The organism is Agrobacterium sp. ICMP 6402, assembly GCF_009498615.1.
Lineage (GTDB): Bacteria > Pseudomonadota > Alphaproteobacteria > Rhizobiales > Rhizobiaceae > Agrobacterium > Agrobacterium burrii.
The window spans coordinates 766,040-790,855 of sequence record NZ_QSNV01000001.1; the positions used below are offsets into that span (position 1 = coordinate 766,040).

At 58.4% G+C, this 24,816-nt stretch carries 23 protein-coding genes; 9 read left to right on the forward strand and 14 right to left on the reverse strand.

The features are described 5' to 3' along the window. Positions 1-126: 126 nt before the first annotated feature. Positions 127-1,269 (reverse strand): polysaccharide biosynthesis type 4 glycosyltransferase UppD, encoded by a 1,143-nt coding sequence (gene uppD, locus DXT96_RS03885; RefSeq protein WP_371418785.1) that lies wholly within the window; start codon positions 1,267-1,269, stop codon positions 127-129. Positions 1,270-1,285: 16 nt separating this feature from the next. Further along, a complete protein-coding gene (gene uppC, locus DXT96_RS03890) occupies positions 1,286-1,858 on the reverse strand; it encodes a polysaccharide export protein UppC (protein ID WP_046800338.1) in 573 nt (190 codons plus the stop codon). 210 nt (positions 1,859-2,068) lie between these two features. Here uppC and uppB point away from each other — a divergent pair, with 210 nt between their 5' ends. Further along, positions 2,069-4,339, forward strand: a complete 2,271-nt coding sequence (gene uppB / locus DXT96_RS03895; RefSeq protein WP_153513574.1) for a polysaccharide biosynthesis protein UppB — start codon at positions 2,069-2,071, stop codon at positions 4,337-4,339. Positions 4,340-4,355: 16 nt separating this feature from the next. On the opposite strand, the gene uppA is transcribed toward uppB, so the two are convergent. Beyond that, entirely contained in the window at positions 4,356-5,588 is a 1,233-nt protein-coding gene (gene uppA / locus DXT96_RS03900; RefSeq protein WP_153513575.1) for a polysaccharide biosynthesis GNAT family N-acetyltransferase UppA, read from the reverse strand. Positions 5,589-5,685: 97 nt separating this feature from the next. Then, on the reverse strand, positions 5,686-5,898 hold the full coding sequence (locus DXT96_RS03905; protein WP_153514180.1) for a DUF2842 domain-containing protein: 213 nt from the start codon (positions 5,896-5,898) through the stop codon (positions 5,686-5,688). Positions 5,899-6,126: 228 nt separating this feature from the next. On the opposite strand from DXT96_RS03905, the gene DXT96_RS03910 reads away from it, so the two are divergent. After that, positions 6,127-7,245 (forward strand): COX15/CtaA family protein, encoded by a 1,119-nt coding sequence (locus tag DXT96_RS03910; RefSeq protein ID WP_149897772.1) that lies wholly within the window; start codon positions 6,127-6,129, stop codon positions 7,243-7,245. Positions 7,246-7,251: 6 nt separating this feature from the next. Here the strand turns inward: DXT96_RS03910 and DXT96_RS03915 are convergent, their stop codons facing one another. The 7 genes from DXT96_RS03915 to DXT96_RS03945 form a co-directional block, all read right to left on the reverse strand. Continuing rightward, positions 7,252-8,097 (reverse strand): aminoglycoside phosphotransferase family protein, encoded by an 846-nt coding sequence (locus tag DXT96_RS03915; protein WP_153513576.1) that lies wholly within the window; start codon positions 8,095-8,097, stop codon positions 7,252-7,254. A gap of 10 nt (positions 8,098-8,107) precedes the next feature. Continuing rightward, positions 8,108-9,040, reverse strand: a complete 933-nt coding sequence (gene argC, locus DXT96_RS03920) for an N-acetyl-gamma-glutamyl-phosphate reductase (protein ID WP_153513577.1) — start codon at positions 9,038-9,040, stop codon at positions 8,108-8,110. 69 nt (positions 9,041-9,109) lie between these two features. Then, positions 9,110-10,063: an agmatinase gene (gene speB / locus DXT96_RS03925; RefSeq protein ID WP_153513578.1), complete on the reverse strand. Its 954-nt coding sequence runs from the start codon at positions 10,061-10,063 to the stop codon at positions 9,110-9,112. Between the two features lie 123 nt (positions 10,064-10,186). Continuing rightward, positions 10,187-10,654 carry a 30S ribosomal protein S9 gene (gene rpsI, locus DXT96_RS03930; RefSeq protein WP_149897768.1) on the reverse strand — a complete coding sequence of 156 codons (468 nt, stop codon included), beginning with the start codon at positions 10,652-10,654 and terminating at the stop codon, positions 10,187-10,189. Positions 10,655-10,656: 2 nt separating this feature from the next. Continuing rightward, positions 10,657-11,121 carry a 50S ribosomal protein L13 gene (rplM, locus tag DXT96_RS03935; RefSeq protein ID WP_149897767.1) on the reverse strand — a complete coding sequence of 155 codons (465 nt, stop codon included), beginning with the start codon at positions 11,119-11,121 and terminating at the stop codon, positions 10,657-10,659. Between the two features lie 253 nt (positions 11,122-11,374). Continuing rightward, complete coding sequence (locus DXT96_RS03940; RefSeq protein ID WP_149897766.1) at positions 11,375-12,211, reverse strand: EamA family transporter; 837 nt, start codon at positions 12,209-12,211, stop codon at positions 11,375-11,377. 104 nt (positions 12,212-12,315) lie between these two features. Continuing rightward, the gene (locus tag DXT96_RS03945) at positions 12,316-12,453 is read right to left on the reverse strand and encodes a hypothetical protein (protein WP_153513579.1); all 138 of its coding nucleotides are present in this window, start codon (positions 12,451-12,453) and stop codon (positions 12,316-12,318) included. A 685-nt stretch (positions 12,454-13,138) separates the two neighbouring features. Here DXT96_RS03945 and DXT96_RS03950 point away from each other — a divergent pair. The 3 genes from DXT96_RS03950 (at position 13,139) to DXT96_RS03960 (ending at position 15,287) form a co-directional block, all read left to right on the forward strand. After that, complete coding sequence (locus tag DXT96_RS03950) at positions 13,139-13,573, forward strand: CoA-binding protein (protein WP_153513580.1); 435 nt, start codon at positions 13,139-13,141, stop codon at positions 13,571-13,573. A gap of 74 nt (positions 13,574-13,647) precedes the next feature. After that, a complete protein-coding gene (locus DXT96_RS03955; RefSeq protein WP_153513581.1) occupies positions 13,648-14,931 on the forward strand; it encodes an O-acetylhomoserine aminocarboxypropyltransferase in 1,284 nt (427 codons plus the stop codon). A 14-nt stretch (positions 14,932-14,945) separates the two neighbouring features. Beyond that, the gene (locus DXT96_RS03960) at positions 14,946-15,287 is read left to right on the forward strand and encodes a cupin domain-containing protein (RefSeq protein WP_142839600.1); all 342 of its coding nucleotides are present in this window, start codon (positions 14,946-14,948) and stop codon (positions 15,285-15,287) included. A 23-nt stretch (positions 15,288-15,310) separates the two neighbouring features. Here DXT96_RS03960 and DXT96_RS03965 read toward each other — a convergent pair whose 3' ends face one another. Further along, positions 15,311-15,625, reverse strand: a complete 315-nt coding sequence (locus DXT96_RS03965) for a helix-turn-helix transcriptional regulator (RefSeq protein ID WP_149897762.1) — start codon at positions 15,623-15,625, stop codon at positions 15,311-15,313. Between the two features lie 102 nt (positions 15,626-15,727). On the opposite strand from DXT96_RS03965, the gene DXT96_RS03970 reads away from it, so the two are divergent. After that, entirely contained in the window at positions 15,728-16,486 is a 759-nt protein-coding gene (locus DXT96_RS03970; RefSeq protein WP_149898140.1) for an SDR family NAD(P)-dependent oxidoreductase, read from the forward strand. Positions 16,487-16,506: 20 nt separating this feature from the next. On the opposite strand, the gene DXT96_RS03975 is transcribed toward DXT96_RS03970, so the two are convergent. Further along, positions 16,507-17,754: a cytochrome P450 gene (locus tag DXT96_RS03975; RefSeq protein WP_153513582.1), complete on the reverse strand. Its 1,248-nt coding sequence runs from the start codon at positions 17,752-17,754 to the stop codon at positions 16,507-16,509. Between the two features lie 89 nt (positions 17,755-17,843). Continuing rightward, entirely contained in the window at positions 17,844-19,091 is a 1,248-nt protein-coding gene (locus tag DXT96_RS03980; protein WP_153513583.1) for a diguanylate cyclase, read from the reverse strand. A gap of 454 nt (positions 19,092-19,545) precedes the next feature. Between DXT96_RS03980 and clpP the strand changes: the two genes are divergently transcribed. The 3 genes from clpP to lon all read left to right on the forward strand — a co-directional run bounded on the left by clpP (position 19,546) and on the right by lon (position 24,579). Next, positions 19,546-20,178, forward strand: a complete 633-nt coding sequence (gene clpP / locus DXT96_RS03985; RefSeq protein WP_046800320.1) for an ATP-dependent Clp endopeptidase proteolytic subunit ClpP — start codon at positions 19,546-19,548, stop codon at positions 20,176-20,178. A 292-nt stretch (positions 20,179-20,470) separates the two neighbouring features. Next, the gene (gene clpX / locus DXT96_RS03990; protein WP_149897759.1) at positions 20,471-21,748 is read left to right on the forward strand and encodes an ATP-dependent Clp protease ATP-binding subunit ClpX; all 1,278 of its coding nucleotides are present in this window, start codon (positions 20,471-20,473) and stop codon (positions 21,746-21,748) included. 413 nt (positions 21,749-22,161) lie between these two features. After that, positions 22,162-24,579, forward strand: coding sequence for an endopeptidase La (gene lon / locus DXT96_RS04000; protein WP_149897757.1), 2,418 nt, complete (start codon positions 22,162-22,164; stop codon positions 24,577-24,579). Positions 24,580-24,816 lie beyond the last annotated feature (237 nt).

Here is a 24,816-nt window from a genome sequence, read left to right on the forward strand (position 1 = left end):
ACGCGCTCTACGAGCAGGAAACTAGCCGAAACATGCTAAGAAACGTTTATGATGCTTTTCTACAGGATGGCGGAATATACAATTAAAAATCGTGTTTTTAAAATGTCTTTAGACGTGAGGCGCGCTTTAGCGTGAAAGCAGGTCGCGATAGAGCTTCATCATGTCATCGGCCATGACAGGCGTTGAAAACTTCGCCTTAAAGCTGTTTGGTGGGGGCATCACCCGCTTTGACCAATCGCCGTCTTCAGCGTCCCTGACCATGATTTTCGCCAGCGCCTCGGCGTCCCCGGCCGGAACCAGCGCCTCGCTGTCTTCTCCCAGAACCTCGGGAATGCCGCCGACATGTGAGGCGATAACCGTCTTGCCCGCCGCCAGCGCCTCAAGCACGATATAGGGCATGGCTTCGGCGCGTGAGGGAACCACCACTGTCTCCGCCAGCTCGAAGGCCTGTCTGGCGGGCATGGCGGCATGCATGGAAATTCGCCTGGAAAGCCCTGATTTGTCGATCATATCAGCATATTTGTCCCTGTCCGGTCCGTCACCGACGATAACGCCGGACATGGGGTGGCCGATGCTGCGCTCCATCCTGGCGAAGGCCTTGATGAAGACATCAGGCCCCTTGAGGTCGCGCAACATGCCGATATAGAGGAAACGGGCGGCATCCTCGCGAGCCGGCACGGTTTCGAACTCGCTTTCCTGCACGCCGTTATAGATCATCGCCGTTCGGGTGCGCGGCTTGCCGACCTTGGTTTCATAAGTCCGCTGTTCGAAATTGCAGACGAAACAGAGCGCGTCGGTGAAATGTTCCTGAAACCGCTCGAGCCGCAGGAACAGCTGCCCCTTCAGGCTCTTGCGGTCATAATGCAGGCTGCCGCCATGCGGCGAGTAGAGGCGGGCTACGCGATACCTGTTCGCCCGCAACAATGAGCCGATCAGCCGGGCAAGAGCGCCACCCTTGGCGCTATGCCCGTGCAAGATGTCCGGCCGCAAACTTTTTATCTGCTTGTAGGATCTCCAGAGCGCCGGCAGGTCGCCTGGGCCGATGGAGCGCCTGATGGGCAGGCGGGTAAGTCCCAGCTCCAGCATCGGGGCTATCTGGGTGAAAAGCCGTTCCTCATGCGCGCCGCCGGTCGAGCTGTCGCAGACGATGCCGACCTTGTGGCCCTGTTTGACATGTTCTTCGATCAGGTCGCGCACATGGCGGAAGACACCGCCGACGGGGGAGCGGAAACAGTGAATGATGCGCAGGGGAGGGCCGTCATCCGACACGTATGCCACTCCGTTTTCAGAAGAAGCGTTCACGCACATAGACCGTATCGCCCGCAAGAATGGGTGCGGTGATGCCGATCCGGCCGGTCATTACCTCGGCATTGATCTTGCGGGTAAGATCGACATCGGCCTGATTGGCGCGCGGGGTAAATCCGCCGGCAATAGCAATGGCGTTCTGCACCGTCATGCCGGGCACATAGGAATATTGGCCGGGACGACCAACTTCACCCATGATGAAAACGGGGCGATACCGGTCGATCTCGATCGTCACATCAGGGTCGCGCAGATAACCCTGGCGCAGTTTCGCGGCAATCGCAGCTTCGAGCTGCGGCAGCGTCTTGCCGCGGGCTGGAACCTGACCGACAAGCGGGAAGGCGACATAACCGGCCTGATCGACCGTGTAGGTGTTTGTCAGTCCCACCTGTTCGAAAACGTTGATGCGCAGCCTGTCGCCGCTATCGACATGATAGGGTTGCAGGGCGGCCTCATTGAATGAGCGCGGCGCGGGTTGATATGCCGCGCAACCGGAAAGGGCCGTCAGAACGGCAAGCGTCAGTGCGGTGACATGTCGTGATCCGGCGAGCGGCATCTCATCTGGCTCCGAGTCGATCTATGAGCATTCTTATCGTTCTGTTAGGGTTAATGCGCGGTAAACGGTCGGTCCGGAGTATTGCAATATCTGATTTATTTTGTCGGATTCGCCGGGATTAACTGTTGTGTTACCGCCAAGACTTACAATCCGCGAAAATTGGCCATCTATATTTGAGCGCCCGAGATTTGTCTCGGTTACGGAGCTTACATGAACGGCGATCGCATTGATGACAGGGATGTGGATATCGATCTGGGGCAGCTTGTCGCGGCCATATGGCGGCGCAGGGGCCGGATCGCGGCCGTCACGCTTCTGGCCGGCGGCGCCGCCTTTGTGATCGCCAGTATGATGTCGCCCGCCTATAAAGGCGAGGCACGTGTCCTCATCGAATCCCGCGCGGCCTCCTTCGGCGCTTCGCAGCAGTCGAATGCGCCGGCAGAACCTGTGCTCGATGAATTGACTGTTTCCAGCCAGGTGCAGATTCTGCAATCGGTCGACCTCATCAAGCAGGTCGCGAAAAATATGAAGCTTTATGAGTTGCCGGAATTCGATCCGGAGGCGCGTCCTTCTCTCCTGTCGGGACTGCTGGTCGCCGTCGGTATCAAGAAGGATCCGCTTCAGGTGCAACCCGAAGAGCGGGTGCTGAAGGCATTCCGCGAGAAATTGCAGGTCTATCAGGTCGAAAGCTCGCGTGTCATCACCGTTGAGTTCTCCTCGGAAGATCCGAAGCTCGCCGCCGCCATCCCCAACGAGATGATGAAGGCCTATATCGCGCTGCAAAGCGGTGCGAAACTCGATACCAGCACGGAAGCGGCACGCTGGCTGGAGCCGGAAATCGCCAGTCTGCGCGAAAAGGTGCGCGATGCGGACAGGAAAGTCGCGGACTACCGCGCCTCATCCGATCTCCTGTCGGCCGGGCAGGGCGAAACGCTCGCCACCCGCCAGCTCAGTGATATCTCGACCGAACTCGGCCGTATCCGTGGAGAGCGTGCGAATGCGGAAGCGCGGGCGGAAGGCGTGCGCAATGCGCTTTCAAGCGGCCGCCCGCTCGATACGTTTCCGGATGTCGTCGGTTCCCCAACGATCCAGCGGTTGAAGGAAAACGAAACGGGCATCCGCAGCCAGATTTCCGATCTGACCTCCTCGCTGCTGGAAGGCCATCCACGCATCAGGGCGCTACGCAACCAGCTGGACGGCATACAGCGGCAGATTCAGGAAGAAACCCGCAAGGTGCTGGCAAGCCTTGAAAACGAGGCCAATGTTTCCCGCCTGCGCGAACGGCAACTGGTTCAGCAATTGAACGTCTTGAAAACGGAAAGCGTACGTGCCGGTGAGCAGCAGGTTGGTTTGAACGATCTGGAGCGCGAGGCTTCGGCCCAGCGCCAGCTTCTGGAAACCTATCTTGCCCGTTATCGTGAGGCGACCTCGCGCGCCGGTTCGGTGGATTCCACGCCCGCCGACGCGCGCGTGATCTCAGGCGCGGTGGAGCCGCGTGAACCCTATTTCCCGAAAACCGGAGCCATCACCATCGTCGTCACGCTGGCGGCCTTTCTGCTCTCCTGCATCGTTGTCATGCTGGTGGAACTCTTCACGGGGCGCGCCTTAAAGCCGGTGGGCAGAAATCAGGTTCCGCCGCTCTCCGATCCGCCTGCGCCGACGCGTGCGCCCGCCGATACGGATGAGACTATGGATCTGCCCGAACAGCCGGTTGCCACACATCATGAGACTTCACCACCAGCCGTCCAGGCCCTGCCTGTTGCTGCCTACCAGCAGCCACCTGTTGTCGAAGAGCAGCGGCCGGTACCGGTCGCCGCCGTCGCTGCTGCTTCGGTTTTACCGGCGAAAGAGGTCGCAACTTTGAAAGAAGAGGCGGTGAAAGAGGAGATCGAAACCTCCGACGATTTCTCGATCGATGCCGTTGCGGCCTTTCTGGCCACCCGCCTTGCCAAGCCCGTCGCCGCCGTCGTCTCGCCAGCCGGAGACAGCGGTTCGACCACCACCGTCATGCTGGCGCGCGCCCTGTCTGAAATGGGTCGCTCTGTCGTTCTTGTCGACATGACGGCTTCGGCCTGTCCCACGCGTCTGATGGCGCCAGAGGCCGGGCTGCCGGGCGTCATGGACCTTCTGGCCGGCGCCGCCGCCTTTGGCGAAACCATTCACGGTGATCGGCTATCTGACGCCCATATCGTGCCGCGCGGCAATGCGCAGCCGCGTGAGGCCATGCGCGCCATCGACCGCCTGACGATGATTCTAAGCGCCCTGTCTGACGCCTATGATACGGTTCTGGTCGAATGCGGCGCGGTGCAGATTTCGAGCCTTGAAAAAATGCTACGCAATCTGCCGGCGGAAATCATCGTTTCCGTGCCCGGCAAGGATGGCGAGATGCTGGAAAAGACGCTCGGTGAGCTGGTGGCCCAGGGCTACGAACAGGCATTGCCGATGACCGGCATGCGCAAGCCGGGTCATCTGAGCGCCGCCTGACGGACGGCAAACCCTCTCAGTCAGTAACAGACATGGCATCCGTTCTTGGCCGCCCGGCGCGAAAACGCTGGATCAGCGCATAGAGCGCCGGGTTTGACTTGATCAGGCTCTTCGTCCTGGCGATGGCGACATAGGCCGAGGCCGCTGCGCGCCCCTTCAATGTCACCGGCAGGAATATATCGTGCTGGGCGGTGGAAAGCGGACACCAGCTGCGTTTGTAAAGCTGGTCGCCAACGCCGAAATCGAAGAGTGCGGCTTTCTCCTTGCAGGCCCGTTCGATCATCAGCCAGAACAGCAACTCGCCGGGGCTGAGGTCCGAGACCGACTCATCGATCGATCCGAACTGGCAGATGATGTGGTCCTGCTTGCGCGAAAGCCCGGATATGGCGGCAATAACGCCTTCGTTTTCTCCATGCAGGCGAATGGCGTGCAGCTCCAGAAGACTGTCCGTGCCCGTTTCCGGAAAGTTGGCCAGATCGTAGAAAAAGTCCTTCACCGATTGGCTCCGGAAAACATCCGGGATGCCCTGTGAGGCGAAGCGGGTGGCCTTTTGCCGGAAGAAAGCCTGCAATAACTCGCATTTTTCCTGTGGCGAACGGACAATCACATGGCTGTAACCGCCCATTTCCTCGGCCCTTCGGCTCTGGATACGGAATTTCTTCCGCCGCCTCTTGGCGTTGACCTGCCGCAAGGTGCTTTCAAAACTCTCCAGCAGCGGCAGTTGAAAGGCGGGGTTCTGATTTTCGACGGAGGCCAGATACGAAAGCGGATTGGTCCTGCCGCGCCAGGTGAGCGGTATGTTCTGCAAGGCCAGAATATCTGCCCGGCCATGCAGCAGTTTTCGCGCCTCGCGGGCAATCGCAGCCGCTGTCTTATGTTCTGCCTGTTCGGCAAAGGACGGATCGAAAAGCCCGGTATTGATATTGTTGAAACGGCCGCCCGGAAAACGCGCCTTGCGGATGCCGCCTTCCTGCACGATTTCAAGCGGCAACAGGAAAACCGTCTTTCCGACCTGTCTGCCGCGAATGATGAGCAGCGGGCTTTTTTGTGTCTGCGCCCAGATGGAGCACCAGCCGAAACCCTGATGCAGGGAGTTGAGCGGATCTCTCTCCATCTGCTCCCAGTCGGCGCGGATGGTGGAAGCATCATCGACGAGATCGATCACCAGACGGTCGGCACCTCGCCGTTCGCCTTGCATGGCGGTCGACGTTTTGCTCTCGCTGATTGTGACCGGCCCCTCAGCCGCCATCCACTCTCTCCGGTTGTTTCGGTGGGACTATATCGCTGAGCGGCAAACAATCGGTTTATAAAATTGCGACCTCAGGGTGTTGCGCGAACGTTGGCGCTTATCCCTGCTTTTTGGGTCCGGCCATCCATTTGATGATGAGCATGGCCGGCAATATCCACAAAAGCCCGCTCAGTACGAAATAGGCGAGATGCACCCACCAGGGCGATTGCGCCAGCATCGCCGATGCGATGGCCGTCGCCGCCACGGCGTAGATGACGACGAGGCAGATGATGACGACGGTGCCGATAAGCGATCTGAAGCGAGGGTGCATGAAATCTTCCATCATGAGAGCATGTCTCCCCAAAGTGTCATCGGTTTTGGGAAAAAGACATGCGTAAAACAAAAAATCAGATCGTCTTGGCGATTCGAAGAAGAGGCAGGACGATCTAATATCTGGCGTGACTATACCGCCGCGACCGCATGCCGCAAACCCTGAGGCCTTGTTTTGTGGTGCCGGTTGGGGCTAATCAACATGACTGTATGAGGGAGACCTGAAAAGATGCGTTCAAGCAGCATGACGATGGCAAACGGTTCCGCGGAAATGGTGGTGGAGGCTGCCCTGCAGAAGCAGGAAAAGAACCGCCGCCTGCTGCGCATCTGGCTGCGCGTCGTTCTCTTCACGCTTTTCTGTCTCGTGCTGGTCGGCGGCGCCACGCGGCTCACCGAATCCGGCCTGTCGATCACCGAATGGAAACCCATCCACGGCGCTATCCCGCCGCTTTCGGTTGCCGAATGGGAAGAGGAATTCCAGCTCTATAAGCGCATTCCGCAATATCAGGAAATCAACAGGGGCATGTCGCTTGACGAGTTCAAGACGATTTTCTGGTGGGAATGGGCGCATCGCCTGCTGGCCCGCGCCATCGGTCTCATCTTCGCCCTGCCGCTCGCCTTCTTCTGGCTGACCGGCCGCGTTGAAAAGCGTTTGCGCCTGCCATTGGTCGGCCTTCTGGGGCTCGGTGGTTTTCAGGGCTTTATCGGCTGGTGGATGGTATCATCAGGTCTCGTCAATCGCACGGATGTCTCGCAATATCGTCTTGCCACGCATCTGACCATTGCCTGCCTCATCTTCGCCGGCTGCATGTGGATATTGCGCGGCCTGTCGCATCATTCGCCTGAGGCAGCTGACGAAAAGACGGGCAGGGGCTTTGCCGGCCTGTTGACGGTGCTCTGTCTGTTCCAGATTTATCTCGGCGCGCTGGTGGCGGGGCTGAACGCCGGCCTTTCCTACAACACCTGGCCGTTGATGGACGGCTCACTGGTGCCGGGCGATCTCTTCCTGCAGCAGCCCTGGTGGATCAACCTCTTTGAAAACCCGAAGACGGTGCAGTTCATCCACCGTGTCGGTGCCTACACCCTGTTTGCCGCCACACTGTGGCACATGGTGTCGATGGCGCGCGCCTTGCCGAATACGCCACACGCACGCCGCGCCGTGCTGTTCTTCGTGCTCGTTTCCATTCAGGCGGCGCTCGGCATCACCACGCTTCTCATGCATGTGGATATTCATGTGGCGCTCGCCCATCAGGGCATGGCACTGTTCGTCCTTGGTTTTGCAGTCGCCCACTGGCGCGGGTTCATTGGCGAATATCCGGCACCTGTCGCCGTCGAAGTCAGGGACTGAGCGCACTCAGAACTGCTTCAACACCGTTTTGAGGGTGGCCGCGACAGCGAGTTCGTTGTCGCGCTCTTCCGCATTGCCGTCTTCTTCGTGCCACGCGGCCGAGAGGCAGCCATAAGCGAAGGCATATTGCAGCAACACCCGTTCATCCCGCTGTAGCGCTCTCGAAAAAATCGCCGCCATCGAGGCGATGCGCGCTTCGCTGCGTGTCAGATCGAAGCGGTCGAGTGGATTGGAGAACATGTTGGCGACATCGAGCGCCGCATCGCCGATCAGGCCGGCCGGGTCGATGATGATCCAGCCGCGCCCGCTGCGCATGATGTTCTCGTGATGCAGATCGCCATGCAGCGGCTTCACATCCCGTTGCCCGTCGATAAGCTCCTGCGCCAGCGTGGCGGCTTCGATATAAATGCTCTCGACGCCATCGGTGCGATCCTGTTCGGCCTTGCGGAACAGGCTTTCGAAATAGAGAGGCAATGTCAGCAGGCTTGAGGGCGGGGGCTGCTGCGATGGCTGATGGTATGTGAGCAGAACATCGGCGGCGATTTCCGTGGCCGCATCGTCGTCACCGTCGCGGAACAGCACATCGCGCAGCGTCTCCGCGCCGGCATGTTCCATCAGCAGAATATCATCGGAACGCTCGAGTAGTTCCACGCAGCCGACACCCGCGCGCCACGTGATGAAATCCGCACCGCGAAGGCTGTCCTTCAGCACCTTCTTTTTCAGGACCTTGGCGACGGCTGGAGACCCGTCACCACGCGTCACCGCGTAGACCACCCCGGCCGGCGTGTCGGCAATCTGTTTTGCGGCCTCGATATTCCACGAGGCCGGAAAAGACGGGGTGGTTCGGCTCATGCAAAAAGCCTTATGCCGACAGCATCAGTTCCATGTTCTGCACAGCCGCGCCGGATGCGCCCTTGCCGAGGTTGTCGAGCAGCGCCACGAGATTGATGTGTTCGCCGCCCGGCGTGCCGAAAACGAACAGCTTCATCGTGTCCTTGCCCGCCAGTTCCTCGGCATCGATGCGGGAAAGCCCCTTGCTTTCGGCAAGCGGCACCACACTGACAATATCCTGGCCCGCATAATGAGCGGTGAGCGCGGCATGCACCGTCTCGATGCTCGTACCTTCCTTGAGGTCGGCGGCAAACAACGGAACCTGCACGATCATGCCCTGTGCGAAACGTCCGACGGAAGGCGCAAACAGCGGCGCGCGGTCAAGCTGGCCGTGAATGGTCATTTCCGGCACATGCTTGTGGGCGAGCGTCAGGCCATAGAGGAAATTATTGGCGCTGATCGCGTCGTCGCGGCTCTGGTCTTCCATCTGCGCGATCATCTGCTTGCCGCCGCCGGTATAACCGGAAACCGCATTGACGCTGATCGGATAACCATCGGGCAGGATGCCGGTAGCGCGCAGGGGACGGATGAGGCCGATTGCGCCGGTCGGGTAGCAGCCCGGATTGGCGACGAAGCGGGCGGAACGAACCTTGTCGCCCTGCTCGCTGTCCATCTCGGCAAAACCGTAAGCCCAGTCCTTGTGGACGCGGTAAGCCGTCGAGGTGTCGATGATGCGGACATTGTTGTTGCCGGCCACCATCGAGACGGCTTCTTTGGAAGCATCATCCGGCAGGCAGAGGATCGAAATGTCGGCATTGTTGAGCATATCCTCGCGCATAGCGCCATTGCGGCGCTCTGCTTCGGGAATGGACAGCAGTTCAATATCGCGGCGACCAGCAAGGCGCGTGCGGATCTGCAGACCCGTGGTGCCGTGTTCGCCATCGATGAAGATCTTCGCTGTCATGTCCTTGTCCTGACTTTTCAAAGGGTTGTAAGGGTAATCGGAATCAGTTTGGCAAGTGCCGTTTTTGTGTCAGCCGGCCTTGGCCAGCCGTTCGGCACGCAGGCCAAGCATATACATTGCAACGGTGGCTCCGGCAATGGCGGTAATATCCGCATGGTCGTAAGCGGGCGCGACCTCCACCACATCGGAACCGCGAATATCGAGCTGGCCAAGCCCGCGCAGAACGGAGAGGATCTTGGCGCTTGTCGGCCCTCCGGCCACGGGCGTGCCGGTTCCGGGCGCGAAGGCGGGATCGAGGCAATCAATGTCAAAGGTCAGATAGGCAGGCATGCCGCCGGTATGTTTGACGATCAGCGAGGCGATATCGCCCGCCCGCATCTCCTCCACCTCGTAACCGTGAAGAATGCGAATGCCGAAATCTTCCGGCGCATGGGTGCGGATGCCGATCTGGATCGAGCGGTCGGGATCGATCAGTCCGTCACGCACGGCGCGCGCCACGAAAGAGCCGTGGTCGATGCGCTTGCCGTCGTCGAACCATGTATCCTGATGCGCATCGAAATGCACCAGCGCCAACCGCCCGTGTTTGGCCACATGCGCCTTCAGCAGCGGCCAGGTAATGAAGTGGTCGCCGCCGAGCGTCAGCAGATAATCTGTCTTGGAGATGATCCTGCGCGCTTCCTTTTCGATCGTCTCCGGCGTCTTCCAGTGATTGCCGTAGTCGAGCAGGCAGTCGCCATAATCGACGGTCGGCATATGGGCGAAGAGATCGCGCGCGAAGGGATATTGCGGGTCGTTATCGAAGATCGCCGAAGCGCGGCGGATTGCCTGCGGCCCAAAGCGCGCGCCCGGCCGATTGGATGTAGCGGCATCGAAGGGAATGCCCCAGACGGCTGTCGAAACGCCCTTGAGGGTTTTGGTGTATTTGCGCCGCATGAAGGAGAGGACGCCCGCATGGGTCGGGTCGGTCGCAGCCGATGTCAGCGTTGTGGCGGTAAAGGCGTGGTCGATGGTTTTGGATGGCATTGATCACCCCTGTTGCGGTTTGCGCTGAGGGTGCTGTCTTCTCGTCCAAAAAACAAGGGAAACGGCAATAAAAAAAGGCGGAGCCGAAGCCCCGCCTTTCTAATGTATTGCACCAGCAAGCGATTAACGCTTGGAGAACTGGAACGAACGGCGGGCCTTGGCCTTACCGTACTTCTTACGCTCGACAACGCGGCTGTCGCGGGTCAGGAAGCCACCCTTCTTCAGAACGGGGCGCAGGCCCGGTTCGAAGTAGGTGAGGGCCTTGGAAACACCGTGACGAACGGCGCCGGCCTGGCCGGAAAGACCGCCGCCTGCAACCGTTGCGATGATGTCGAACTGACCAGCGCGGGCAGCTGCGACCAGCGGCTGCTGGAGGATCATCTGCAGAACCGGACGTGCGAAATAAGCAGAGAAATCGCGACCGTTGATGATGATCTTGCCAGAACCGGCCTTCACCCATACGCGGGCGACGGCGTTCTTGCGCTTGCCGGTCGCGTAGGAGCGGCCGAGGGTATCAACCTTGCGGACGTGCACGGGAGCCGAAGCTTCCGATGCCGGGGCGAGGTCTTTCAGAGAGGAAAGATCGGCCATTATCAGGCGCTCCTTACGTTCTTCTTGTTAAGCGCGGCCACGTCGAGAACGGTGGGCTGCTGTGCTTCGTGCGGATGGTTCGAGCCGGCGTAAACGCGCAGGTTCTTCATCTGGCGACGGCCGAGCGGGCCGCGCGGGATCATGCGCTCGATGGCCTTTTCAACGACGCGCTCCGGGAAGCGGCCTTCGATGATCTGGCGAGCGGTGCGCTCCTTGATGCCACCCGGGTGACCGGTGTGCCAGTAGTACTTCTTGTCGGCGTATTTGTTGCCGGTGAAGGCAATCTTTTCCGCGTTGATAACGATGACATTGTCGCCATCATCGACGTGGGGGGTAAAGGTGGCCTTGTGCTTACCGCGCAGGCGGGTTGCAACGATAGTGGCGAGGCGACCAACAACGAGGCCTTCGGCGTCGATGATGATCCACTTCTTCTCCACCTCAGCAGGCTTCTGAACGAAAGTAGACATTGGTTTCACTTTCTAACGTGGACCCGTGATCCTCTTTTTGAATAAGAGCAAACGGGCGTTTCTTGTTGCTTGGTTTGGTTGCCCTGAGGGTAACCGCAAATGACCCTATTCCGGCTGGAATCCGATCTGGCGCGCTTATACGGTGCGCTGGCAGAGGCGTCAATATGACATTTTTTGAAGGTCTCAAAAATAATTAAGCAAAAACAATAATTTATTCATGTGGTAATATTTTACCCCATTAAATTTGTCTATTTTATCCCAGTCTCATGACCAGAACGCCTGCTGCGATGATGCCGCCGGCGAGATAACGCCAGATGCTGGCGCGCTCTTTCAGGATCACGACGGAGATGACCAGCGCAAACAGAATGGAGGTTTCCCGGAGCGCCGCAACGACGGCGACGGGGGCCTTGGTCATGGCGTAAAGCGCCAGCCCGTAAGAGAGAATCGAGCCGCCGCCGCCGATCAGGCCGCGCCACCAGTTGCGCCGTACATGCGCCGCGACGGTGCTTATTCCGCGTTGGTAAAAGGCGAAGCTGAAAAGCAGCACGGGCGGCAGCAGTGACATCCACAGCGTATAGGAAATCGCATTGCCCGAAAGCCTTGCACCGACACCGTCCACGAAGGTGTAGGAGGCGATGACGAAGGCATTGATGAGCGCAAGGATGATCGCCTTTCCGCCGCCGCGCCGCGCCTCGAAGGCGAGTGTCAGGATGCCGCCGGAAATGATGGCGATCCCGGCAAGCGCCAGCGGGCTCAGTACCTCGCTCAGGAAAAGGCTGCTCGTCGCTGCAACGATCAGGGGGGCCACGCCGCGCATGACGGGATAGACAAGGCCGATGTCACCGATCGTATAGGCAGCGGCGACAAGGCGGAAATAGGCAAATTGCAGAAAGGCAGACGCGATCAGAAAAGGAATGGCGACCGGAGCAGGAAAAGGCAGGAAGGGCAGAAACGGCAACGAGCAAGCCGCCGCGCCCGCCGCAATCAGCGAGGCGTCAAGTGACTTGTCGGAGCCGGACTTGACCAGCGCATTCCATCCGGCATGCAGGATGGCACCCAGAAGAACCAGAAAAAGAATGTCGATTGTCACAATAGGGACTCGCTCGCAGGCTACTTTCCGAAACCTATAGCATGGGTTTGAATACCGGAATCCATTTTCGATGGAGGTCGGGAGGCGTTGTGGACGCTTTGCGATCATTCGAAAATGATTGCCGGTTTCGTCTGATCATCGGCGCGAGTATTCAGCCTTCCGCCAATAATGACATGCGTCAAATTTTGGGTTTGTGCATGTCGCGAGACTTCCTGCTTCGCGAGCGAAATCGCTTTGCTCATGATTTCATCCGCGGGACGGGCATGCCGGCTCCGGATGCACAGCTCCAGTCTCGCCGAAATCTTGCGCGTTTTCTAAAAATCAGGGTTATTTCAGCGGATTTTCGCGCGTAATTCGCGTTTCTAGCGGAGCGTGAGAGTGTAGTATTTTCAGCGCCTATTTCTTTCACTGTTATGAAAATAAATTTCACCGCCGTGTAAAATAACAAACTGCAACGTTGTAGATTTACAGATGGATTGATTTACAGAATAACTTTCTGAAAATTAGTCAAGTCTAATTGATCGGTGAACGGAATGAAAACAAACAGGAGACGAATGGCGCATAAATTGCACGCTAATGTTGTTTGAGCCAACGTTCCTTCGCATATGGATCGTTTTGGAAACTGGATGAAAATACTCAATACCAGCTTATGCAGGGTGCTTTCGTGAAATCATTTTGCGTGAATGAAATACACCATATCGAGCGATGACGAGGCCATGTTCACGTGGTTTTAAACCGGGCAGGGGGTTCAAGAAAGCCACAACGCTTCCTAAATGACAATGAAAGCAACGGACAAAAGCAAGCGACGGTAGCGTGCAAACGTAGCTGCGGATTTATGCAGGAAACGCGATACTCGCGCTGATCTCTCGGAAGGGGTGCCTGCCAGCATCTCTCAAACTGCGTGATGCGCCAAAGGGACAAGTTGACATGCAGCATGATACTTACGAACCGGACTATCTCAGAAAAATCCTGACCGATGTCAGGACCATCGCCCTGCTTGGCGCCTCACCCAATCCGGACCGTCCGAGCCATGGCGTCATGCGCTTTTTATTGTCGAAGGGCTACCGGGTGTTTCCGGTCAATCCCGGTCAGGCGGGCAAGGAGATATGGGGGCAGAAGGTCTATGCCCGGCTTGCCGATATTGCCGAACCTGTGGACATGATCGATGTCTTCAGGGCGCCGGAATATCTGTCGGCGATCGTCGAGGAGGCGATATTGCTGCCACAGCGCCCTAAAGTGATCTGGGGCCAGCTATCCGTGCGCGATGACAATGCCGCCGCCAAGGCCGAGGCCTATGGCATGGCTGTGGTGATGGACCGTTGCCCCGCAATTGAGTATCCGCGTCTCAATATTGTGCGATAGTTGGTACAGATCGGGCTTATCATTTCGCCGCAAGGCATTATGATCCTTCCAAAATTGTAATTGGAGGAAACATCATGTCGAGCAGCAATCCCGGTTTTTCAACGCTTGCCGTCCATGCAGGCGCACAGCCAGACCCGACCACCGGGGCGCGCGCGACGCCCATCTACCAGACGACCGCTTACGCGTTCCGTGATGCCGATCATGCCGCGGCGCTGTTCGGACTGAAGGAATTCGGCAATATCTATACCCGCATCATGAACCCCACCCAGGCGGTTCTGGAAGAGCGTGTCGCAGCGCTTGAGGGCGGCACGGCGGCGCTCGCGGTCGCATCCGGCCACGCCGCGCAATTGCTGGTCTTCCACACGCTGCTGCAACACGGCGATAATTTCGTTGCCGCCCGCCAGCTTTATGGCGGCTCCATCAACCAGTTCGGCCACGCCTTCAAGGGGTTCGACTGGCAGGTACGCTGGGCCGATGCGACCGATCCGGCCAGTTTCGAGCGGCAGATCGACGAGCGCACCCGCGCCGTCTTCATTGAAAGCCTTGCCAATCCCGGCGGTACCTTCGTGGATATCGCTGCAATTGCCGAGATTGCTCACCGCCATGGTCTGCCGCTGATCGTCGACAACACGATGGCAAGCCCCTATCTGCTGCGGCCGTTGGAACATGGCGCTGACATCGTGCTGCATTCACTGACGAAATTCCTTGGCGGCCACGGCAATTCCATGGGCGGCATCATTGTCGATGGTGGAACCTTCGACTGGTCGGCGACCGACAGATATCCGGCGCTGTCGCAGCCCCGGCCGGAATATTCGGGCGTCGTGCTGCATCAGACCTTTGGCAATTTTGCTTTCGCCATCGCTTGCCGCGTGCTTGGCCTGCGTGACCTCGGCCCGGCCATCTCGCCCTTCAACGCCTTCCTCATCCTCACCGGCATCGAAACCCTGCCATTGCGCGTTCAGCGCCATTCCGACAATGCGCTCGCTGTCGCCAAATGGCTGAAGGCGCATCCAAAAGTCGGCTGGGTGCATTATGCCGGGCTGGAGGACAGCGACAACTATGCCATCCAGCAGCATTATTCGCCAAAAGGGGCGGGCTCCGTCTTCACCTTCGGCGTCAAGGGCGGTTATGCCGCCGGCAAGGCACTGGTGGAAGGGCTGCAGCTTTTCTCGCATCTCGCCAATATCGGCGATACGCGCTCGCTCGTCATCCACCCGGCGTCCACCACCCACGCGCAGCTGACGCCGGAACAGCAGACGGCGGCAGGTGCGGGGCCGGATGTCGTGCGCCTGTCCATCGGCATCGAAGATGTGAAAGACATCATCGCCGATCTCGAACAGTCGCTTGAGAAAATCTGAGAGGGCGGCCGACCATGACGAACTTGCTGACATTTGATGTTTCGGTCGAAGCGGAGCATGGCGCGCCTGCGCCGGAACGATTGATTTCCGGCGATCCCAGATTCACCACGTGGAATCTGGAGGAAGCACCGGGCGGCATCTATGCCGGCATCTGGCAATCCACGCCGGGCAAATGGCGGGTGGTCTATGACGAATGGGAATATTTCAACATTCTCGAAGGCCATTCCATCCTGACGGAAGATGGCGGGGCGCCGCGCCACCTGAAGCGGGGCGACCGGCTGGTCCTGCAGCCTGGCTTTACAGGCACCTGGGAGGTCGTGGAAACGACAAGGAAGGATTACGTTATCCGGCTGTGATGGCGTAGTATTACCACCGCGCTTTACGGCCGGTCGAAGGATATGATCGACCGTATAAGCCCTGGAAAGCGTGCTTCCAGATCATCGTGGCGCATGACGTTGATGTTTTCGACGCCCTGTTTGTGGGTGCGTATCAGTCCTGCTTCGCGCAGGATACGCAGGTGGTTGGAAAGCGTCGAGCGTGGCATATCCGGGCAGGGTGCTGCACAAGCGCAATTCTGCCCGGCTTCCACTTCCCATAATTTCCGAACGATACCCATTCGGGCGGGGTCGCCGAGTGCGGCCAGCATGGCGGTGAGCGATATGTCTTCGCGGGCGGGGTGAAAAAACTGAACCATAAAACCGCTCTAGCACAAGGCTTGACAGGCTTCAATATTTCAATAAAACCGAAATACCGAATTATGGTAATTCGGAAGTTTAGATATTTTCAGGAGATTGCAATGTCTGGAATGTTCAGCGGGCAGGTCGTCGTCGTCACAGGCGGATCGACGGGCATTGGTTTTTCAGTTGCGAAGCTGTTTTTGGAAGGTGGTGCCGCTGCGGTTTATGTAACGGGCCGTAGTGCGGCCAATCTCGATGCCGCTGTCGCCAGACTTGGGGAGCGTGCAATCGGCGTCGTTTCCGATGTTGCGAATCTGTCGGAGCTGGAACAGCTCAAAAGCCGTATCGAAGCTGATGGGCGAACATTGGATGTCCTGGTCGCCAATGCCGGAATCGCGGAAAACAACGATCTTGGTGCAACTCACGAAGCGCTCTATGACCGGATTTTCGACATTAACGTAAAGGGCGTGTTCTATACCGTGCAGACGTTGTTGCCGGTGCTACGGGACGGCGGTTCGATCGTGCTGACCGGTTCGATCGTCGGCAATAAGGGCTTGGAAAAATTGAGCGCTTACAATGCTTCAAAGGCGGCGGTTCGCTCGTTCGCCCGCAGCTTTGCCAATGACCTGAAGGCGCGGGGAATCCGCGTCAATACGGTAAGCCCGGGTGTCACCCGCACGCCGATCATGGAAAATGGTCTTAAGATGGACGATGAAAAGATCGCCGGTTTCGAGGCCTATCTCAAGGACGCAGCGCCGATCGGCCGTATGGCCCATCCCGACGAAATTGCCGAAGCGGTACTGTTTTTGGCGTCAGCCAAGGCCAGCTATATCACCGGAGTGGAACTTTCCGTTGATGGTGGTTTGGCTCAGATCTAAAGGCGACCTCGCCTCCCGATTCACCACGCCAGATCAAGCCGCTCCAGACCATGGAAATGATAGACGTCTTTGACCTTCGGCGGCTGGGCGATCCTGAGACCCGGCAGGCGCTTGAACAGCAACGGCAGGGCAAGATTAAGCTCCAGCCTTGCCAGCGGTGCGCCGATGCAGAAATGGATGCCGGCGCCGAAAGAGACGTTGGCGCCTTCGTTGCGGTCCGGCCGGAAAGCGAGCGGATCGGAGAATTTTGCTGGATCGAGATTGGCGGCGGCCAGAATGAGGCTGACCTTGTCACCGCGTTTGAAGGTCACACCGTCGATCTCGACCGGTTCCAGAACCCAGCGCTGGAAAATATGGACGGGCGCGCAGATGCGTAGCGTCTCTTCAATCGTGCGTTCCGTTGTGGTCTCGTCGCGGAACAGGGTTTCGGGCGGGATGCCGCTTTCGAGAATGATGCGTACGGAATTGCCGATCTGGTGCACGGTCGCCTCGTGCCCGGCGTTCAGCAGCACGATGGTAGTGGAAATCAGCTCGTCATCGGTCAGGTACTGGCCCTTATGCTCCGTGTGGATCATGTGGCTCAGCAGGTCATCTTGCGGCTCCGCCCGGCGTTCCGCGATCACGCTGCGCACATATTCCGAAAATTCGAGCGCTGCCTTGTCGGCGAGAAGCTCGTCCTCGGGGGTGCGCTTGAACATGTACATGCCGACATAGGCATGTGACCATTTCAGGAGCTGCGGTCCCATCTCTTCGGGAATGCCGATCATGCGGGCGATCATCGTCACCGGAATGATATCGGCATAGGTGGAGAGCAGTTCCGTTTTGCCATCGGCTTCGAAAGCGTCGATCAGGCGGTTGGCGAGTTCTTCGATTTCCGGCTTCATCTTGTCGACATGCCGGGACACAAAAGCGCGGTTGATAAGCGTGCGCAGCCGGGTGTGTTCCGGCGGCTCCAGTTCCAGCAGCGAATGCTGCTCGGCGGCATCGAAGTGCTTCACATGCTCCAGCGGTTGCGCAAGGCCGATTTCCTCGCGGCTCGCCACATGCAGGATTTGCCTCCCGAACCGACGGTCGCGCAGAAGCGCGCTGACATGGTCGTATTCGGTGAAGAACCATTGCCGCTGCTCTTCCCAGTAGAAGGTGGGACATTGCGCGTGAAGCGCCGCATAGACCGGGTTCGGATCATTGTAGAAGGCCGGGTCGCGGGCATCAAGTGAAACGCGGCGCGTGGCGGGGTCGATGGTGAGGAAGGGAAATGTCGCTGTCATGCTCAAGGTTTAGTCCGCGTCCTGTGCTTTGGAAAGGGTGGGGAAAAACTGCTGCCTGTTTTTCCGCCTGTCATCGCATGGGCATCATGTCACCGGCTGGCGATGGCCGATATCCGGTTCAGCGCTGCAACCTGCCGGTCGGCATTATTGTCCATCGGATTTTCGTCCCGGTCTGAGGAGGGGACGACGACATTGGCCGAATTCACGTGGATGACGGTCCTGTTGCGACCGGCTTTTTTCGCGGCATAGAGCGCACGGTCGGCTTCCGTCATCATCACGCTCAGGTCTGCATCCTTGACCATCGCTTCGGAGATGCCGACGCTGGTGGTGACTTCGATACCTTCGCCACGCGAACTGATCTTGGAAAGACGCAGATTGCTGCGAATGGCTTCCGCCAGCGTCACCGTGCTGGACGGGCTTTCGACTTCGGCGACCAGTGCGAATTCCTCGCCGCCCATTCTGACGAAAAGGCCACGATCGCCGATGACGCGCCGCGCCATGTCGCAGAAATGCACGAGCACCGCATCGCCGGACTGGTGGCCATATTTGTCGTTGATCTTCTTGAAATGGTCGATATCGAACAGCACCAGCGCCACATAGCGACTGGAAGCCTGTGACCGCTTCTTGATGCGCTCGAACTCCTCCAGCAGACCACGCCGGTTGAGAACGCCGGTGAGGTGGTCAGTCATCGCCAGCCGGTGCAGGCGGTTTTCGGAATCCTCCATGATGATCTTCGCGCTGATCATGATGATGATGGTAAAGCCGAGAATGCCTGAAAAGGCGAGTGGCGACGTCAGTGCGACGGCACTGGGGGACGTGATGTCACCGGGAATGACGACCAATGCGATGATGGCGCCGAAAAAGGCCTGTAAAATGAAAATCGCGGCAAGAACCTTGCGGCTGAGCGATGCCCGGCTCCTGTTTGCCAGAACGACACCGGCCAGCATGAAATAAGCGACTGCGGCACAGGCATGGTAAAGCAGGATACGCGAAGCCATGCTTTCCCGCACTGGCGGGATGAGCATGCCGCCCACCCACAAAAGCGCTGGAATGGCGATCCAGCCGGCGAGCTTGCGCTGTTCGAAGGAGAGAAGGCCGGCCAGCCAGAAACCGAAAGCTGAAAGCGCCAGCGTGTTGCCGACTTCAATCGACAGGTAGTTGGGAATGTCGCCGCGCAGGGCGACAAGAATGGCGCCGATGCCCGTCGAAAGGAAACCGGCGGCGAAATAGAGATTATGCTGGCGCGAAGGGCGGTGCAGCCACAGGGTTCCCAAAAGGACGGCAAGGGTGAACGTCTCCGACGCCCAAAGCAGCATGCCCGTTTTTGCATCCAGCATTGCAAAATCCTATCTGCGCTATCATGCCGTGAAAGCGGGCTTTGTGGCACGATGTGCGCAATGCCCGCCGAAATTGTTGAGATGCCATATCGCCCGAATGGGGCGCCCGCCTCCTGACGGAAACCGGAAATTCGCCGCGCAGTATCAGCAGTAAATCCCTAACGAGTTCTTGCCGGTAAGAAGTTATATCTGTGCATGGCCACGGGTTTTTGCATTTGCGGGTCGCTTCGATGAAAAATAATGTCGGCAAGGGCAGGTAGTTCAGGATGCGCCCGCCGGTTTGAAGCCGTTGCCGTCAGAGGCTTCAAACGCCTGCAATCGCTGTTGAGCCGTTAAGGATATGCGGCTTCGTGTCTTGAAGTACGGGGCAGGGACACTCTATGTAGGGAGTATGAAGGTTAGAAGTGATTCCGGAGCGGTTTCCCGCGAAGGGCAGAGTTGACAAAGGACGGACATGAAAAATCCAGTTGATACCGCCATGGCTCTGGTGCCGATGGTCGTAGAGCAGACCAATCGCGGCGAACGCTCCTATGACATATTTTCCCGTCTTCTCAAGGAACGCATCATTTTCCTCACCGGTCCGGTGGAAGACCAGATGGCTTCGCTCGTCTGCGCGCAGCTGCTTTTCCTCGAGGCTGAAAACCCGAAGAAGGAAATCGCGCTCTATATCAATTCGCCGGGTGGCGTCGTGACCGCCGGCATGGCGATCTACGATACGATGCAGTTCATTCGCCCTGCGGTATCGACGCTCTGCGTTGGCCAGGCCGCATCGATGGGTTCGCTGCTTCTGGCCGCCGGCGAAAAGGGAATGCGTTTCGCAACCCCGAACGCCCGCATCATGGTGCACCAGCCTTCCGGTGGTTTCCAGGGCCAGGCCTCGGACATCGAGCGTCACGCCCGCGACATCATCAAGATGAAGCGTCGCCTGAATGAAGTCTACGTGAAGCATACCGGCCGCACGCTCGAAGAGGTTGAAAAAACCCTTGATCGCGACCACTTCATGGATGCGGACGAGGCGCAGAATTGGGGTGTGATCGACAAGATCCTCACCTCGCGCCAGGAAATGGAAGGCGCCGCCGCGAATTGAGGCGCGCCGCTTTTTGACGTTTGTTTGATCCCGCAAAAGTAATTTCGGGGCTTTCAACCGCAACAGAAAGCGATATTAGTATATATTAAGGCTGTGTTGAATTTTTATGACGTGGCCTTTGGTTTGATGGGGAATTCGTTGCAGCCGGTTGTCAGCTCCTGTATCTGACACGGCTAGTACCCCGGGAAACGAGGTGGATACGGCAATGCACCCCAAGGCGAGCCGTATCTGCGGGCGGTAAGTTGACCGCGATCCGTTTGGCGGACCTGCGGCGTGCTGGAAGGAAAGAGATATGAGCAAAGTCAGCGGCAGCAACGGCGGCGACTCTAAAAATACACTCTATTGTTCATTCTGCGGCAAGAGCCAGCACGAAGTCCGGAAACTCATTGCCGGGCCGACAGTATTCATCTGCGATGAATGTGTCGAATTGTGCATGGACATCATCCGCGAGGAGAACAAGACGTCTATGGTGAAGTCGCGCGAGGGTGTTCCCACCCCGCAGGATATCATCAAGATTCTCGACGAATATGTCATCGGTCAGAAACAGGCGAAGAAAATCCTGTCGGTGGCCGTTCACAACCATTACAAGCGCCTCGCGCACGCCTCCAAGAACGGCGATGTCGAGCTTGCGAAGTCGAACATCATGCTCGTCGGTCCGACGGGTTGCGGCAAGACCTATCTTGCGCAGACGCTCGCCCGCATCATCGACGTTCCATTCACCATGGCGGACGCAACGACGCTGACCGAAGCCGGTTATGTCGGCGAGGATGTGGAAAACATCATCCTGAAGCTTCTGCAGTCTGCGGATTACAACGTCGAACGCGCCCAGCGCGGCATCGTCTATATCGACGAAGTCGACAAGATTTCCCGCAAGTCGGACAACCCGTCCATCACGCGCGACGTGTCGGGCGAGGGCGTTCAGCAGGCGCTTCTGAAGATCATGGAAGGCACGGTCGCTTCCGTTCCGCCACAGGGCGGCCGCAAGCATCCGCAGCAGGAGTTCCTGCAGGTGGATACGACCAACATCCTGTTCATCTGCGGCGGCGCTTTTGCCGGCCTCGACAAGATCATCTCGGCCCGCGGTGAAAAGACCTCGATCGGCTTCGGTGCGACCGTCAAGGCGGAAGACGATCGCCGTGTGGGCGAGGTGCTGCGCGAACTGGAGCCGGAAGATCTGGTGAAGTTCGGCCTCATCCCGGAATTCATCGGCCGTCTGCCCGTTCTCGCAACGCTGGAAGACCTTGATGAAGATGCGCTGATCCAGATCCTGTCCGAGCCGAAGAACGCGCTGGTCAAGCAGTATCAGCGCCTGTTCGAGATGGAAGATGTGGAGCTGACCTTCCACGAGGATGCGTTGCGCGAGATTGCCCGCCGGGCGATCACCCGCAAGACCGGCGCCCGCGGCCTGCGCTCGATCATGGAAAAGATCCTGCTGGATACCATGTTCGAACTGCCGACGCTGGAAGGTGTGCGCGAAGTGGTGATCTCCAATGACGTCGTCAGCGGTGTCGCCCGTCCGCTCTACATCTATGCGGATCGTCAGGAAGAAAAGACCAACGTCTCGGCGTGATCGACTGATCCGGATTGTCGTGAATGTGAAAGGCCCGCACCCGTGCGGGCCTTTTCTGTTGGGTCCGGGTGCGAAACTTGCGCCTAACTTGGCGGAGCCCGATTTTGCGTTTGGAGCGGATTGCGCTTTGCTGATAAAGTCTTACAACTGATTTGCAGCGCGATGTGACGGAAATGTGAATTGCCGTCGGCGACCCGGTTCCTGATCCTTATGGATAACCGGAAATGTCGGGAGTAATAGCCGGCGCTGGGTTTTGTTGAATTTCACGGTTCTGCCGGTGCGCGGGGCCGTCTCTTCCGGCGACTTGAAATCGGTGTTTCGAAACTCCACTTTCAGTCTCGAGAAATGAATATGCCGGACGCCCCCAAGATGTCCGGCAAGGTGTCCCGAAAGGGACCATGAAAGGAAATGATATGACGAACATCACGTCTGCGGCATCTGGCGGTACCTATCCGGTACTTCCCCTGCGCGACATTGTCGTTTTCCCGCATATGATCGTTCCCCTGTTCGTCGGGCGGGAAAAATCCATTCGTGCGCTCGAGGAAGTCATGGGTTCGGACAAGCAGATCATGCTTGTCACCCAGATCAACGCCAGCGATGACGATCCGACCCCGGACGCCATCCACAAGGTCGGCACGGTTGCCAATGTCCTCCAGCTTCTGAAGCTGCCCGACGGCACCGTGAAGGTGCTTGTGGAAGGCAAGGGCCGCGCGCAGATCGATGAATACACCGGCCGCGAGGATTTCTACGAAGCCTCCGCGACGCCGTTGCAGGAGCCTGCTGAAGACCCGGTCGAGATCGAAGCGCTGTCGCGCTCCGTCGTTTCGGAATTCGAGAGCTATGTGAAGCTCAACAAGAAGATTTCGCCCGAGGTGGTCGGCGCCGCCGGCCAGATCGACGATTATTCGAAGCTGGCCGATACGGTTGCTTCGCACCTGTCGATCAAGATCACCGAAAAGCAGGAAATGCTGGAAACCGTCAGCGTGAAGCAGCGGCTTGAAAAAGCGCTCGGCTTCATGGAAGGCGAAATTTCCGTGCTTCAGGTCGAAAAGCGCATCCGTTCGCGCGTCAAGCGCCAGATGGAGAAGACCCAGCGCGAATATTACCTGAACGAGCAGATGAAGGCGATCCAGAAGGAACTCGGTGACGGCGAAGATGGCCGTGACGAGATGGCCGAACTGGAAGAGCGCATCGCCAAGACCAAGCTTTCCAAGGAGGCCAAGGAAAAGGCCGAAGCGGAAATGAAGAAGCTGCGCCAGATGAGCCCGATGTCGGCGGAAGCCACCGTCGTGCGCAACTATCTGGACTGGCTGCTCAGCCTGCCCTGGGGCAAGAAGTCGAAGGTCAAGACCGACCTCAATGCCGCCGAGACGATCCTCGATCAGGATCATTTCGGTCTGGACAAGGTCAAGGAACGCATCGTCGAATATCTGGCCGTGCAGGCACGCGCCACGAAGATTCGTGGCCCGATCCTGTGCCTCGTCGGTCCTCCCGGCGTCGGCAAGACCTCGCTCGCCAAGTCGATCGCCAAGGCGACCGGCCGCGAATATGTCCGCATGGCGCTGGGCGGCGTGCGTGACGAAGCGGAAATCCGCGGTCACCGCCGTACCTATATCGGCTCCATGCCGGGCAAGATCGTCCAGTCGATGAAGAAGGCAAAGAAGGCGAACCCGCTGTTCCTGCTCGACGAAATCGACAAGATGGGCATGGATTTCCGTGGCGATCCGTCGTCTGCACTGCTCGAGGTTCTCGATCCGGAACAGAACTCCACCTTCATGGATCATTACCTTGAAGTGGAATACGACCTGTCCGACGTGATGTTCGTGACCACCGCCAACACGCTGAACATTCCAGGCCCCCTGATGGACCGCATGGAAGTGATCCGCATCGCCGGTTACACGGAAGACGAAAAGCGCGAAATCGCCAAGCGTCACCTGTTGCCGAAGGCGATCAAGGAACACGCCCTGCGTCCGGAAGAGTTCTCGGTCAGCGATGACGCCCTGATGATCGTCATCCAGCAATATACCCGCGAGGCGGGTGTACGCAGCTTCGAACGCGAGCTGATGAAGCTTGCCAGAAAGGCCGTCACCGAGATCATCAAGGGCAAGACCAAATCCGTGGAAGTCACCGCCGCCAATGTTCCGGATTATCTGGGCGTTCCGCGGTTCCGCCACGGTGAGGCCGAGCGCGAGGATCAGGTCGGTGTCGTCACCGGTCTTGCCTGGACGGAAGTTGGCGGTGAGTTGCTCACCATCGAAGGCGTGATGATGCCGGGCAAGGGCCGTATGACGGTCACCGGCAACCTCAAGGAAGTGATGAAGGAATCCATTTCGGCAGCGGCATCCTATGTCCGTTCGCGCGCCGTGGACTTCGGCATCGAGCCGCCGCGCTTCGACAAGAGCGACATCCACGTTCACGTCCCGGAAGGTGCGACCCCGAAGGACGGTCCGTCCGCCGGCGTTGCCATGGCAACCGCCATCGTCTCCATCATGACCGGTATTCCGGTTTCGAAGGATGTGGCGATGACGGGCGAGATCACGCTTCGTGGTCGCGTGTTGCCCATCGGCGGCCTGAAGGAAAAGCTGCTCGCAGCGCTTCGCGGCGGCATCAAGAAGGTGCTGATCCCGGAAGAAAACGCCAAGGATCTGGCGGAAATTCCGGACAATGTGAAGAACGAGATGGAGATCATCCCGGTTTCGCGCATGGGTGAGGTCATCGCACACGCGCTTCTTCGCACGCCGGAGCCCATCGAGTGGGATGGCAGCATCGAAACGCCGGTGATCGCTACGGTCGAAGGCGTCGACGACGGCGGCCAGACGATCGCGCATTGATACATGCATCCGCGCGGAAGCCGGAATCGGTTTTCGCAAAGGCGATGCATAGAATCAATGTGTTAGGTGTCGGAAGACAAGAGGCGGTGTTCCGCCCCGCGCAAGTGATGCCAAATTGGCACGAATATGTGGAAGGCCGGCAGAAATGTCGGCCTTTTTTGTGAAAAACCCCGTAGACCCCTTGTTTTTCAGGCGATTCCAGCGCTTTTGAGTTGCTGCGCGCGGATGCAAATGTAT